The following is an 11,783-nucleotide window of genomic DNA, read 5'->3' on the forward strand; positions in this document are numbered from 1 at the left end:
ACATTACTCCGGCCGAGGGGCAGGAACGACGGTGGCGCGACGGACGCCGGTTCCTGGTCTCGTGCCGGACCGGGGCCGGGATCCGGTGCCGAGCCCGCCGCCGAGGCCGACGGCGGTCCAGCCGGCGATCACGGCCTCGTGTTCTCGGGACCCGGCGCCGTGGCGCGTGACCGCCGCCCGCGAGGTCGCCCGCGCGAACCCGGCGAAGTCCACGGTGCGGCCCAGCGTGCCAGAGGTGAGGGTGTCGAACCAGATCTGGCCGGCCGTCTCCCAGGCGTTTCCGCCGAGAGCTGTGGCCACGAGGTAGAACGCCCGGTTCGGAATGCCCGAATTCAGGTGCACCCCGCCGTTGTCGTCCTCGGTTTCGATGTAGCCGGTCATGTCCGCGGGCTGGGGGTCCTTGCCGAGTACATCGTCGTTGTAGGCGGTGCCGGGAGCCTTCAGCGAGCGCAGCGCGACCCCCTGCACCTGGTCGGTGAAGAGACCTTCGCCGATCAGCCAGCCGGCCTCGGCAGCTGACTGGCCCAGGGAGTGCTGCTCCACCAGTGAGCCGAACACGTCCGACAGGGACTCGTTGATCGCACCTGATTGCCCCTCGTAGGTGAGGTTGGCCGTGAATTGGGTCACTCCGTGCGTGAGCTCATGCCCGATCACCGTCAGCGACGAGGTGAAACGGTTGAAGACCAGGCCGTCGCCATCGCCGAACACCATACGCTCGCCGTCCCAGAACGCGTTGTCGTAGTTGCGGCCGTAGTGCACGGTCGCCTCCAGCGACACACCGCGGTCATCGATCGAGTCGCGCTCGAACACGTTCCAGAACAGGGAATGCGTGTCTCCGAGCCCCGCCCAGGCCTCATTGACCGCGAGATCGGCCCCGGCGGGCTGGCCCTCGCGGCGGACCAGCCGGCCCGGCAGCCGTTCCAGGCCGCCGGCATCCGACACGGCCCGGTCCACGTGCCCGCGAACCCGAGCGGCCGCACCGCCGCGCACACCGGAGTGGACCGACGACGAGGGCGTCGGATGCGCCGCCGCGCGCAATTCCCGGATCGGCACGTCCCGCATCAGAGACCGTCTGGCTGCCTCGGCCGCGGTCGCGAGCCGGGGATCGTCGACCCGCGCCAGCCGCACCAGCAGATACGGCGGCACGATAGTGCACCGGGAGAAGCCGTGCGATGAGCCTGTCATGGGTCGAGTGTGGCACTCGGCGGTGACGCGCACCACAGAAATTCTTGATCAGCCCGTGTGCCGCGACCCTGAGACCCGAGCGAAGGCCCGCGGCGGCATCCGGAACGTGGGCCGGGTGCCGCCGCGGGGGTCTGGTGTCATCAGCGGCCGACCCGCTGCCTGACAATTGAGGAACGCTGGTCGAGCACCATTAATAGCACCGTGCGCGCCGAGCGAGAAGGTGCCGGTGAGAGGGCTTCCGTAGACTCTCAGCATGCGCTTCGGAATCGTCATACTCCCGCAGGATTCGTGGCCGGAGGCCCGCCGTCGCTGGCTGGGCGCTGAGCAGCTCGGCTTCGACCACGCCTGGACCTACGACCACCTGTCCTGGCGGTCGTTGGCCGACCAGCCCTGGCATGCGACCGTCCCGACGCTGACTGCCGCGGCGGTCGTCACCTCGCGGATCCGGCTGGGTACCTTCGTCTCGTCACCGAACTTCCGGCATCCGGTGACCTTCGCCAAGGAGATCGCCACCCTCGACGACATTGCCGGCGGGCGATTCCTGCTCGGGGTGGGCTCCGGCGGAACCGGGTTCGACGCCACCGTGCTCGGGCAGCCCGAGTACACCCCGAAGCAGCGGTCCGAGCGCTTCGCCGCGTTCGTCACGGCCCTCGACCGGCTGCTGCGCTATGAGGAACCGGGCAGCGGCGGCATCAGCTTCGAGGGGGAGTGGGCGAGGGCGGTCGGCGCGCGAATGGTCGGTGTGCCTGCCCAGGAGCCGCGGGTTCCGTTCGTCATCGCCGCGAACGGGCCCAAAGGGCTGCGCCTCGTCACGACGTTCGGTTCCGGCTGGGTGACGACGGGAGCGGACGGCGTCGTGGGCGAGGACTGGTGGGCGGCGGTAGCCGGCCTGACGCACCGGCTGGAGGACACGGCAGTCGTCGCGGGCAGGGACCCGGCCACCATCGACCGGTACCTGTCCCTCGACAGCGGCGGCAGCTACTCCCTGCAGAGCATCGGAGCGTTCGAGGATGCCGTAGGTCGGGCCGGCGAACTCGGCTTCACCGACGTGATCAGCCACTGGCCGCGAGCGGCCGGCATCTACGCCGGAACGGAAGCCGTTCTGCACCGGGCCGCGGCCGTGATCAGCCGGCAGCGCGCCTGATTCGGAAACTAGTCTGAGAAGAACCGACCCCGCAGAGCCGGCCCAAATGAGCTAAAATAGACGATCCGCACCGGGCATCCCCCTTCCATTCTGGAACCGGGTCCCGGTTTCGCTTCAGGCCTCGTCGACGAGGTGCTGACACAATCTCCGTTCCGCGCCTGCCCAATCACGATGGCGGCGGTCCATGCTCCCGATTCAGAAGGAACGACGTGACCGCACCATTCTCCCCACCGGGCCGCCCCGACGCTCGAGTTACGGACCATTCCCGCCACCGCATCGGCGGCAAGATCGTTCCGGCCCCCCGGGTCTTCTTCCCGGCCCTGATCATCATCCTGGCCATCGTCGTGATCGCCATTGCCTTCCCCACCCGCACGGGCGACACCCTCGCCCTGCTGCAGGGCTGGGTCGTGGCCGGCCTGGGCCCGTATTACATCATCATCGTCGCCGCGTTCGTGGTTTTCGCCACATGGATGGGCATGAGCCGGTTCGGTGACATCAAGCTCGGCCAGGACGACGACGTGCCCGAGTTCGGGCTGATGTCCTGGTTCTCGATGCTCTTCGCCGCCGGCATGGGCATCGGCCTCGTATTCTGGGGCACTGCCGAGCCGCTCACCCACTTCACCAGCCCGAAGCCCGGCGTCACGGGCAGCAGCCAGGACCTGGCCGCGGCGGCCATGTCGCAGACGTTCCTGCACTGGGGCTTTCACGCCTGGGCCATCTACGCCGTGGTCGGGCTGTCGCTGGCCTACGCCATCCACCGCAAGGGACGCCCCGTCTCGATCCGCTGGGCCCTGGAACCGCTCCTGGGCGACCGGGTGCGCGGTCGCCTCGGCGACGCCATCGACGTGATCGCGATCGTCGGTACCCTCTTCGGTGTCGCCACCTCCCTCGGGCTGGGCGTCAAGCAGATCGCCGCCGGCCTCCGCCACCTGGGCGTTGTAAAAGAGGTCGACAACACCTTGCTCGTGGTGCTTATCGTCCTGATCACCCTGATCGCAACGGCCTCCGTCGTCAGCGGAGTGGGCAAGGGCATCAAGTGGCTGTCGAATATCAACCTCGGCATGGCCGGGCTGTTGCTCGTGGCCGTGCTGCTTCTCGGCCCCACGCTCTACCTGCTGCGCGTCTTCGTCGAATCGATCGGGGGCTACCTGCAGGGCGTCGTCGGGCTCACGTTCGATGCGGGTTCCTTCACCGGCCAGGCCGGCCTCGACTGGCAGGGTGCGTGGACCGTCTTCTACTGGGGCTGGTGGATCTCGTGGGCGCCGTTCGTCGGCGTCTTCATCGCCCGGATCTCCCGCGGCCGCACGGTGCGCGAGTTCGTGGCGGGCGTCCTGCTGGTGCCGACCCTGGTGACCTTCGCCTGGTTCGCGGTCATGGGCGGTAGCGCCATCAAGCAGGCCTTCGGCGGCGATGGTGGCGGACTGTTCGACCCGGAGGTCGGCATCATCCCCGAGAATGTGCTCTTCGACTTCCTCTCCGGCCTGCCGTTCGGCGGCATTCTGTCGGTGATCGCCGTGATCGTGGTGGCCATCTTCTTTATCACCTCGGCGGACTCCGGTTCGCTTGTCATCGACATGCTCGCCTCCGGCGGAGACACCAACCCGCCCAAGTGGAGCCGCATCCTCTGGGCCGGTCTCGGCGGACTCGTCGCGATCGCACTCCTGCTGGCCGGTGGGCTCGCGGCCCTGCAGACCGGAGCCATCCTGACTGCCATCCCGGTCAGCGTGGTCATGATCGGCATGTGTGTGGCCACCTACAAGGCGTTCCAGGAGGAGCATCAGGTGCTGGTGCGCCTCGAACGCCGCCAGCGCCGGGAAGAGCTGTCCCGGCGGATCAAGAAGAATGTCACCGAGCACCTGGAAGAGAACTTCGACGATCACTTCGGCGACCAGATGGACGAGCGGATCACCGCCGCCCTCTCCGAGGGAGAGCAGCGCCGGTGGAAGCTGTGGCGTCGCAAGCATCCGGTGGAGCACGCCCGCGCGGAGTCGGACGACGCCGCGCAGGCGGAGCGGCCCGAGCCGACGCCGGTCGTGCTGGTCGATCCGGCGGCTGCCGACCCGATCGGTACCGACCCGACGGCGCCATAGACCCTGGACGTCGATGCGGAAGCCGTGCTTGATAACGGTATCGATCATGCCCAGAGTGCGCAGGGAGATCACCGTGCCGACCCCGAGCATGGCCGCTCCGTGAAGATGGTGACGCGGGACGGCATCCTCAACGGGTTGGTCAGCGTCGGGATGCCGCGCACGGCCGCCGAGCTGACCCTGCTCGACCAGCGCGGCAGCGAACTGCGCATGGACCGCTCTCTGCTGCTGCGCTGCGACAAACCCGACTTTGAACCGGCTGCGGCGGATGAAAGGGCCGGAGTACCGGCCGAATCGGTTGAGAGGCACTCGGCCTGGACGGCCCGTATACCGATGCTGCACAGGTGCCTATGGTGTCAGCATGCGCGCCGACGACCCCTCATCCCCGTCCCTGCAAACCTTACTGACCAGTCGGCTCGGCCGGTGGGCCATCCGCTCCACCCAGATCATCGTCGTGGTCGTGCTGGCCGCCGGCGCCGTCTCCGCTCTGGTGCAGGTGAAACTCGTGGTCATCCCCGTTCTCGTGGCGCTCATCCTGGCATCGGCGCTGGCACCGCTGGTCGGCTGGCTGCGCACGCGGGGCCTCCCGGTCATTCTCGCGACCTGGATCACCCTGCTGGCAGGGGCACTCATCCTCGGCGGCATCGTCACGCTCATCGTCTTCGCGGTGCGCAACCAGTGGGGTGCGCTGGTGGTGGCGGCCAGCGACGGGCTCGACGAACTCCAGGGGCTGCTGGTCGAGGGCCCGATTGCGCTCGACTCTGAGCAGTTCAACGCGGTGCGTGATGCGATCGTGGGTTTCGTCACGAGCGCACAATTCGGCACGGGGGCGCTCGCCGGGGTGTCCGCCGCGGTGGAGCTGGTCACCGGAGCCCTGCTCGTGCTGGTGATCCTGTTCTTCTTCCTCAAGGACGGCGGCCAGATCTGGAACTTTTTCCTACGTTTCCTGCACGGCGAGAGCCTCGAGCGCGCCCACCGGATCGGAGACGTCACCCCGACGGTTCTCGGCCAGTACGTGCGGGGAACGGCGATCATCGCCCTCTTCGACGCCGTTCTGATCGGCGTCGGGCTGGCCATCCTGCAAGTTCCGCTGGCCCTGCCGCTGGCTGTGATCGTATTCCTCACCGCGTTCATCCCGCTGATCGGGGCGACCATCGCGGGCATCCTGGCTGCCCTCGTGGCGTTGGTGGCCAATGGGCCGCTCGTGGCGCTGATCGTTGTGGCCATCGTGATCGTGGTCAACCAGATCGAGGGTGACCTGCTCAACCCCGTGGTGATGGCGGGGGCGTTGAAACTGCATCCGTTGGTGATCCTCGTCGCTTTGACCGCGGGCACCATCCTCGGTGGTATCGCCGGGGCCGTTCTGGCGGTCCCGCTCGTCGCGGTGGGCTGGGCGATGATCAAGGTTTGGGACAGGCCGGATCAGTCGGTCACCCAGCGGGCGAAGTTCTCCATCCGGCACCGGCCTCAGCCGGCGAAGCCCGCCTAGGCCGGCCCCATTGTCGGCTCGGGGTGGCGAGCCTACGATAATCGGCATCTGACCGGGGAGGCACAGGTGGCGATTTCACCGCTGAGAGCAGCCGACGACCGAGCCTTCGTCGCCATCGTCAACGCGAGGAAGGCCTGAGGCGATGCCCGCTCTCATCTTCGACTGCGACGGCGTGCTGGCTGACACCGAACGCGCCGGCCACCTGCCGGCCTTCAACCAGACCTTCGAGGAATTCTCGGTGCCCGTGCAGTGGAGCGACTCCGATTACGTCCAAAAGGTGACGATCGGGGGAGGAAAGGAGCGGATGCGCAGCATCCTCACCCCGGAGGTCGCCGGCGTGCTCGGTCTGCCGGCGGACGACCCCGCGGCCCTCGACTCGGCCGTCGCCGGCTGGCACCGGCGCAAGAGCGCGATCTACACCGAGCGGGTGGCGAGCGGCGCGCTGACGGCCCGCCCGGGCATCCGTCGACTCGCCGCCGAGGCCGCGGGCGCCGGCTGGATCCTCGCCGTGGCCTCCACCTCGCCCGAGAAATCCGTGCGTGCCGTGCTCACGCACACAATCGGGCCCGAGCTGGCCGCGCAGTTCCGGGTCTTCGCCGGCGACATCGTGGACCGGAAGAAGCCGGCCCCGGACATCTACCTGTATGCCCTACGGGAACTCGGGATCGCCGCCGCCGACGCCGTGGTCGTCGAGGACAGTGCGAACGGCCTCCGGTCGGCGCTCGCCGCGGGCCTCCGCACCGTGATCACGATCAGCGGTTACACCGCGGACGAGGATTTCACCGGGGCGGCCCTGGTGGTGTCGTCGCTCGGGGACCCCGGCGGCCCCACCACCGTGACGCTGCGCGACCCGCTGGGTCTGGAGCCGGAATTCTTCGTCGACCTGTCCGATTTCGCCACCATCCTCAGTACCCCCGACCACCCGGCCCCCGACCCGGAGAGCCGATGACCCGCTCAGCCCTGTTCGACACCGAATGCGGTGTCTACAGCATCGCCCGCACGGCCGCCGCGGTGTCGGGCACGGAGGAGCGGACCGGTGCCGATGTGGTGGCGATGCTCCGGGCCGCAACCGAGGGGATCAAGGCCCGCGGCCAGTCCGACCTCGGAGACAAGACCCTGCTCGACGCCGCGCGAAGCTGACCACCGCGAATGGATGAGCGACGAGATGCGCGACGGGGTCGTGCTGCTCCGACCGACCTCCCGGACTCTGCTAAACTCGGACGGTTGCCGTTTGACGGCCGCGGATCAAGAGAGCCCAGGCATTCGGCCCCGGGCACCGCGCAGTGAGAGAAAGGGGATCCCATCTATGGCACTCGAAGCTAATGCAAAGAAGGCGATCATCGAAAAGTACGCTACCCACCCAGGCGACACCGGGTCCCCCGAAGTTCAGATTGCCATGCTCACGCAGCGCATCCTGGACCTCACGGAACACCTGAAAGAGCACAAGCACGACCACCACTCGCGTCGTGGTCTGCTTCTCATGGTTGGTCAGCGCCGTCGTCTGCTCGGTTACCTGTCGGATGTCGACATCACTCGGTACCGCACGCTGATCGGCAGCCTCGGACTGCGCCGCTAAGGCATTTTTCGAAGACACCGCGATCTTCTTACAAACGGGCCGTCACCTTCCGGGTGGCGGCCCGTTTCGTGTGTCCGGGGCGGGGGACCGGGAATATCTCCGGACCCGGCGCGGTTTTCCCCACCGATGTCTACCTCCGCGCTGAGCCTGTCCGTGCTCGATTTGATCCCCGTCCGCACCTCGCAGAGTTCCGCTGAGGCGGTCGCGGCAGCCGTGCACCTCGCCCAGAGCGCGGACCGGCTCGGCTACACCCGATACTGGGTCGCGGAGCACCACAACATGCAGGCGGTCGCGTCGACGAACCCACCCGTGCTGATCGGTATCCTCGCGGCGCAGACCGAACGCATCCGGGTCGGCTCCGGGGGCGTCATGCTGCCCAACCACTCTCCGCTCGTGATCGCCGAGCAGTTCGGCATCCTCGAGGCGGCCTTCCCCGGGCGCATCGACCTGGGGCTGGGCCGTGCGCCCGGCAGCGACCCGATGATCACCGCACTGCTGCGTTCGAGCGGAGCCGTGAGCGAGGTCGACGCGTTTCCGCGCAACATCGCCGACATCGCGGCGCTGCTGCACCCCGACGGAGCCTCGCTCAGCCTCACCTCCGGTCAGGACTACACCCTGCACGCGACTCCCGCCGCCACCGGGATGCCCGAAATCTGGCTGCTTGGCTCCAGCGACTACTCGGCCCGGCTCGCCGCCCGGCAGGGCATGCCCTACGTGTTTGCCAACCACTTCGCCGGCGACGGCACCACAGCGGCCCTCGAGCTGTACCGTCGCGGGTTCACCCCCAGCGAGACCCTCGACGCCCCCCGCACCATCCTCACCCTGAACGTGTCGGTCGCCGAGACCGGGGACGAGGCCCTCGCGCTCGCCCTGCCGCAGATGCAGCAGATGGCGCGCCTGCGCTCGGGCCTGCCGCTCGGCCCGCTCGCGACGGTCGAAGAGGCCGCCGCCGCACCGATGGCGCCGGCGCTGCTCCAGATGATCGAACGGATGGCCGCGGCCTGGATCATCGACGAGCCCGGCGCCGCGGCCGCGCGCATCCGTGTCCTCGCGGCACAGTTCGGGGTCGATGAGGTCATGCTGCAGCCGATCGCCTCCGCTCACACGGGCGCCGACGCGGCGACCTCACCCGGACGTGCGCGCACGCTGGAACTGCTCGCCGCCGAGCTCTTCACCGGAGAGCAACTCGCGACCGAGGAACTCGCGGCGGTCTAGACGAGTGCGCCCTCACAGCCGTGGGCGGGATGGCGTCGCGGGCGGGGGTTCGGGGACTCACCCGGCAGAAGCGAGGCCCGTTCAGGCGTCCGGTTCTGTCATGTCGACCACGTGCGACTTGACGTGGGCCTTCAGCGCCTCGATGCCCTTGAGGGCCTCCGCCTTGGAATGATAGCTTTCGGAGGTCGCGATCACTTCGCCGTTGTTGGCCTTCAGCCGAAACTGATATCCGCCGGATCGTTCCGCGTAGAGTTCATATTTCCCGGACATCACACACTCTTTTCTTCTTCATCGAAAAACGTCGACGGACGCATTGCCGTTGGAAAAACCCTACCGCCCCCGTTGGCGCCCGAAACCCTCAACCCAGACCGAGCAGCCGGAGCCCGGCGGCCGTTGCCGCGCCCACGATGACCACCGCCAGGAACGGGGCCTTGAACCAGAGCGCAATCGCCGCGGCGACGAGAGCCCCGAGCCGGGCGTCGACGACGAGGTCCTGGCCGGTGGCCACGGTGTTCGCGACCGTCAGGGAAGCCAGCAGGCCGATCGTGAGGCTGCCGGCGACGCGGGCGATGCGCGCGTTGGCGACCCACTTTTGCGGCACGAGATAGCCGAGCAGCTTCGTGAGGAACGCCGCCGCGCAGGCCACGAGGATCCAGAACCAGACGCTCATCGGGGAGCCTGCGCATCCGTCGAACCGGGTGCGTCGGGTGGACCGGGATAGGGGTCGACGTCGGGCTCGAGACCCTCGCCGGCCGGCCCGTGCCGAAAACCGAACCAGCCGATGGCCCCGGCGACGACAGCCGCCACGAGGATGGGCACGCCCGGAAAAACGAACGGCACGGTCAGTACGGTGGCCAGCGCGCAGACCGCGGCGATCGCCCCGGCCTCCTTCGACCGCAGCCGCGGCCAGAGCAGCCCGAGGAACGCCGCGACCGCCGCACCGTCGAGGCCCCACTGTTTCGGGTCGCCCACGGCGTCGCCCGCGAGCGCCCCGATCAGGGTGAATATGTTCCACAGCACGAAGATGCCGAGACCGGCGACCCAGAACCCCCGCTTCTGCTCCACGAGCACGGTCTGTCCGGTGCTCGTGGCAAGCGATTCGTCGATGGTGACCTGGGCGGCGGCGAAGCGGCGCCAGCCACGAGGGTGCAGCAGGGCGTTCAACTGCATCCCATACACCGCGTTACGGATGCCGAGGAGCGCCGCCGCGCTGGCGGCTGCCGCACCGCTGCCGCCGCCGGCGATCACCCCGATGAACGCGAACTGGGAGCCTCCGGAGAACAGGAGCAGACTCAGCGCCGAGGTCTGCCAGATGTCGAGCCCCGACGACACCGACAGGGCGCCGAACGAGATGCCGTAGAGGCCGGTGGCCACCGCGATCGACAGGCCGACCCGCGCCCCGGGGGAGTGGCGGAGGGCGGTGGGCACCGTCCAATGCTAGGGGGTGCGGCCCCTGGGTCTGCGGGGTCCGGCGTCGGGAAAGCCCGGCGGGGGCCTAGCATTGACCGGTACCCAACGGAACGGAAGCACCCAGTTATGAGCGTCTGGCGCACCAAAAGCATTGAGGCCTCCATGGCCGACTCCCTCGAGAAGGGGCACAGCCTCAAGCGCACGCTGGGCACCTGGGACCTCATGATCATGGGCGTCGCGGTTGCCGTCGGTGCCGGGATCTTCTCGGTCGGTGCGAAGGCGGCCGGCAGCTACGCCGGGCCATCCGTCACCCTGGCGTTCCTCCTCGCCGCGGTCACCTGCGCGCTCGCCATCATGTGTTACGCGGAGTTCGCCTCGGCGGTTCCCGTGGCCGGCTCGGCGTACACCTTCACCTATGCGACCCTCGGCGAGCTGCTCGCCTGGATCATCGGCTGGGACCTGATCCTCGAGATGCTGACCGCCGCGGCCGTGATCGCCAAGTACTGGGGCATCTACCTGAGCGAGGTCTTCGAACTCTGGAACTGGGATGTCCCGGCCACGATCGCGGTCTTCGGACTGCAGGTCAGCTGGGGCGCATTCGTGATCGTCGCGATCTTCACCACTCTGCTGGTGCTGGGCACCAAGCTGTCGGCGCGCGTCGCCAGCATCTTCACCATCCTCAAGGTGGCGATCGTGGTGTTCGTGATCGTCGTGGGTGCCTTCTTCATCAACCCGAAGAACTACACGCCGTTCATCCCCGAGGCCGTGCCCTCCGCGGGCGGCGACGGCGACGTCTGGATGCAGTCCCTTTTCTCGTTCATGACCGGCGCCCAGCCGGCCCAGTACGGACTGTTCGGCCTGCTCGCCGGCGCCTCGTTGGTCTTCTTCGCGTTCATCGGCTTCGACGTGGTTGCCACCAGTGCCGAGGAGGTCAAAAACCCGCAGACGACCCTGCCGCGCGGCATCTTCGCCGGCCTGGCCATCGTCACGGTGCTGTACCTCGGCGTCAGCCTCGTGCTCACCGGCATGGTGCCGTACACCGTTCTCGCCGACGACCCCAATGCCTCACTCGCGACGGCGTTTATCTCGGTCGGCGCCGGCTGGGCTGCCCAGGTCATCTCGGTCGGCATCCTGGTGGGGCTCACCACCGTGATCATGGTGCTGCTCCTCGGCCTCTCCCGCGTGCTCTTCGCCATGAGCCGGGACGGCCTGCTGCCGCGCGGCCTGAGTGTCACCTCGTCCAAGCGCGGCACCCCCGCCCGGGTGCAGATCATCTCCGGCGCCGCGGTCGCCCTGATCGCCGGGTTCACCGACGTGGGCGTGCTCGAGGAAATGATCAACATCGGCACGCTGTCGGCCTTCGTGCTGGTCAGCATCGCCGTGGTCGTGCTGCGCAAGAAGCGCCCCGACCTGCCCCGGGCCTTCAAGGTGCCGTTCTCGCCCTTCCTGCCGATCCTGTCGGCCGCGCTCTGCTTCTGGCTGATGCTCAACCTCACAACGCTCACCTGGGTGCGCTTCGCGGTCTGGCTCGCGATCGGCATCGCGGTGTATTTCCTCTACGGCCGCCGTCACTCCGTCGTCGGTATCGAGGCCAAGCGCGTCTTCGACGAAACCCTCCGCGACGAGCTCCTCGCCGAGGAGAAGGCAGCGCTGGGCAAGTAGCGCGCTTTCGCGGTC

13 protein-coding genes are annotated in these 11,783 nt (G+C 68.3%); 8 read left to right on the top strand and 5 right to left on the bottom strand.

Annotated features, from left to right (window positions below):
* Window positions 1-3 precede the first annotated feature (3 nt).
* Complete coding sequence (locus E3O62_RS03070) at window positions 4-1,185, bottom strand: M4 family metallopeptidase (RefSeq protein WP_134397503.1); 1,182 nt, start codon at window positions 1,183-1,185, stop codon at window positions 4-6.
* 253 nt (window positions 1,186-1,438) lie between these two features.
* Here E3O62_RS03070 and E3O62_RS03075 point away from each other — a divergent pair, with 253 nt between their 5' ends.
* The gene (locus E3O62_RS03075; protein ID WP_134397504.1) at window positions 1,439-2,329 is read left to right on the top strand and encodes an LLM class flavin-dependent oxidoreductase; all 891 of its coding nucleotides are present in this window, start codon (window positions 1,439-1,441) and stop codon (window positions 2,327-2,329) included.
* A gap of 209 nt (window positions 2,330-2,538) precedes the next feature.
* Window positions 2,539-4,419 carry a BCCT family transporter gene (locus E3O62_RS03080; protein WP_134397505.1) on the top strand — a complete coding sequence of 627 codons (1,881 nt, stop codon included), beginning with the start codon at window positions 2,539-2,541 and terminating at the stop codon, window positions 4,417-4,419.
* 68 nt (window positions 4,420-4,487) lie between these two features.
* Here the strand turns inward: E3O62_RS03080 and E3O62_RS17480 are convergent, their stop codons facing one another.
* Complete coding sequence (locus E3O62_RS17480; protein ID WP_174720101.1) at window positions 4,488-4,628, bottom strand: hypothetical protein; 141 nt, start codon at window positions 4,626-4,628, stop codon at window positions 4,488-4,490.
* A 149-nt stretch (window positions 4,629-4,777) separates the two neighbouring features.
* On the opposite strand from E3O62_RS17480, the gene E3O62_RS03090 reads away from it, so the two are divergent.
* The 5 genes from E3O62_RS03090 (at window position 4,778) to E3O62_RS03110 (ending at window position 8,696) form a co-directional block, all read left to right on the top strand.
* Window positions 4,778-5,905 (top strand): AI-2E family transporter, encoded by a 1,128-nt coding sequence (locus E3O62_RS03090; RefSeq protein ID WP_134397506.1) that lies wholly within the window; start codon window positions 4,778-4,780, stop codon window positions 5,903-5,905.
* Window positions 5,906-6,047: 142 nt separating this feature from the next.
* A complete protein-coding gene (locus E3O62_RS03095; RefSeq protein WP_134397507.1) occupies window positions 6,048-6,854 on the top strand; it encodes an HAD-IA family hydrolase in 807 nt (268 codons plus the stop codon).
* Entirely contained in the window at window positions 6,851-7,045 is a 195-nt protein-coding gene (locus E3O62_RS16775; protein ID WP_198410616.1) for a DAK2 domain-containing protein, read from the top strand. The genes E3O62_RS03095 and E3O62_RS16775 overlap by 4 nt, the downstream gene beginning before the upstream one ends.
* 166 nt (window positions 7,046-7,211) lie before the next feature.
* The gene (gene rpsO, locus E3O62_RS03105; RefSeq protein WP_104101100.1) at window positions 7,212-7,481 is read left to right on the top strand and encodes a 30S ribosomal protein S15; all 270 of its coding nucleotides are present in this window, start codon (window positions 7,212-7,214) and stop codon (window positions 7,479-7,481) included.
* Between the two features lie 126 nt (window positions 7,482-7,607).
* On the top strand, window positions 7,608-8,696 hold the full coding sequence (locus E3O62_RS03110; protein ID WP_134394714.1) for an LLM class flavin-dependent oxidoreductase: 1,089 nt from the start codon (window positions 7,608-7,610) through the stop codon (window positions 8,694-8,696).
* 81 nt (window positions 8,697-8,777) lie between these two features.
* Here the strand turns inward: E3O62_RS03110 and E3O62_RS03115 are convergent, their stop codons facing one another.
* The 3 genes from E3O62_RS03115 to E3O62_RS03125 all read right to left on the bottom strand — a co-directional run bounded on the left by E3O62_RS03115 (window position 8,778) and on the right by E3O62_RS03125 (window position 10,124).
* On the bottom strand, window positions 8,778-8,966 hold the full coding sequence (locus tag E3O62_RS03115; protein ID WP_104101102.1) for a DUF1508 domain-containing protein: 189 nt from the start codon (window positions 8,964-8,966) through the stop codon (window positions 8,778-8,780).
* 88 nt (window positions 8,967-9,054) lie between these two features.
* Window positions 9,055-9,366, bottom strand: coding sequence for an AzlD domain-containing protein (locus E3O62_RS03120; protein ID WP_134397508.1), 312 nt, complete (start codon window positions 9,364-9,366; stop codon window positions 9,055-9,057).
* Entirely contained in the window at window positions 9,363-10,124 is a 762-nt protein-coding gene (locus E3O62_RS03125) for an AzlC family ABC transporter permease (RefSeq protein ID WP_134397509.1), read from the bottom strand. Before E3O62_RS03125 ends, E3O62_RS03120 begins: the two co-directional genes overlap by 4 nt.
* Before the next feature lie 108 nt (window positions 10,125-10,232).
* Here E3O62_RS03125 and E3O62_RS03130 point away from each other — a divergent pair, with 108 nt between their 5' ends.
* Window positions 10,233-11,768, top strand: coding sequence for an amino acid permease (locus tag E3O62_RS03130; protein ID WP_134394709.1), 1,536 nt, complete (start codon window positions 10,233-10,235; stop codon window positions 11,766-11,768).
* Window positions 11,769-11,783 lie beyond the last annotated feature (15 nt).

It is taken from the genome of Cryobacterium sp. TMT2-15-1 (assembly GCF_004402345.1).
Lineage (GTDB): Bacteria > Actinomycetota > Actinomycetes > Actinomycetales > Microbacteriaceae > Cryobacterium > Cryobacterium sandaracinum.

Excerpts from the sequence above, each read along its gene's own strand:
- E3O62_RS03070 (WP_134397503.1), bottom strand. The coding sequence starts at position 1,185 with ATGACAGGCTCATCGCACGGCTTCTCCCGGTGCACTATCGTGCCGCCG.
- E3O62_RS03075 (WP_134397504.1), top strand. The coding sequence starts at position 1,439 with ATGCGCTTCGGAATCGTCATACTCCCGCAGGATTCGTGGCCGGAGGCC.
- E3O62_RS17480 (WP_174720101.1), bottom strand. The coding sequence starts at position 4,628 with ATGCGCAGTTCGCTGCCGCGCTGGTCGAGCAGGGTCAGCTCGGCGGCC.
- E3O62_RS03090 (WP_134397506.1), top strand. The coding sequence starts at position 4,778 with ATGCGCGCCGACGACCCCTCATCCCCGTCCCTGCAAACCTTACTGACC.
- E3O62_RS03095 (WP_134397507.1), top strand. The coding sequence starts at position 6,048 with ATGCCCGCTCTCATCTTCGACTGCGACGGCGTGCTGGCTGACACCGAA.
- E3O62_RS16775 (WP_198410616.1), top strand. The coding sequence starts at position 6,851 with ATGACCCGCTCAGCCCTGTTCGACACCGAATGCGGTGTCTACAGCATC.
- rpsO (WP_104101100.1), top strand. The coding sequence starts at position 7,212 with ATGGCACTCGAAGCTAATGCAAAGAAGGCGATCATCGAAAAGTACGCT.
- E3O62_RS03110 (WP_134394714.1), top strand. The coding sequence starts at position 7,608 with ATGTCTACCTCCGCGCTGAGCCTGTCCGTGCTCGATTTGATCCCCGTC.
- E3O62_RS03115 (WP_104101102.1), bottom strand. The coding sequence starts at position 8,966 with ATGTCCGGGAAATATGAACTCTACGCGGAACGATCCGGCGGATATCAG.
- E3O62_RS03120 (WP_134397508.1), bottom strand. The coding sequence starts at position 9,366 with ATGAGCGTCTGGTTCTGGATCCTCGTGGCCTGCGCGGCGGCGTTCCTC.
- E3O62_RS03130 (WP_134394709.1), top strand. The coding sequence starts at position 10,233 with ATGAGCGTCTGGCGCACCAAAAGCATTGAGGCCTCCATGGCCGACTCC.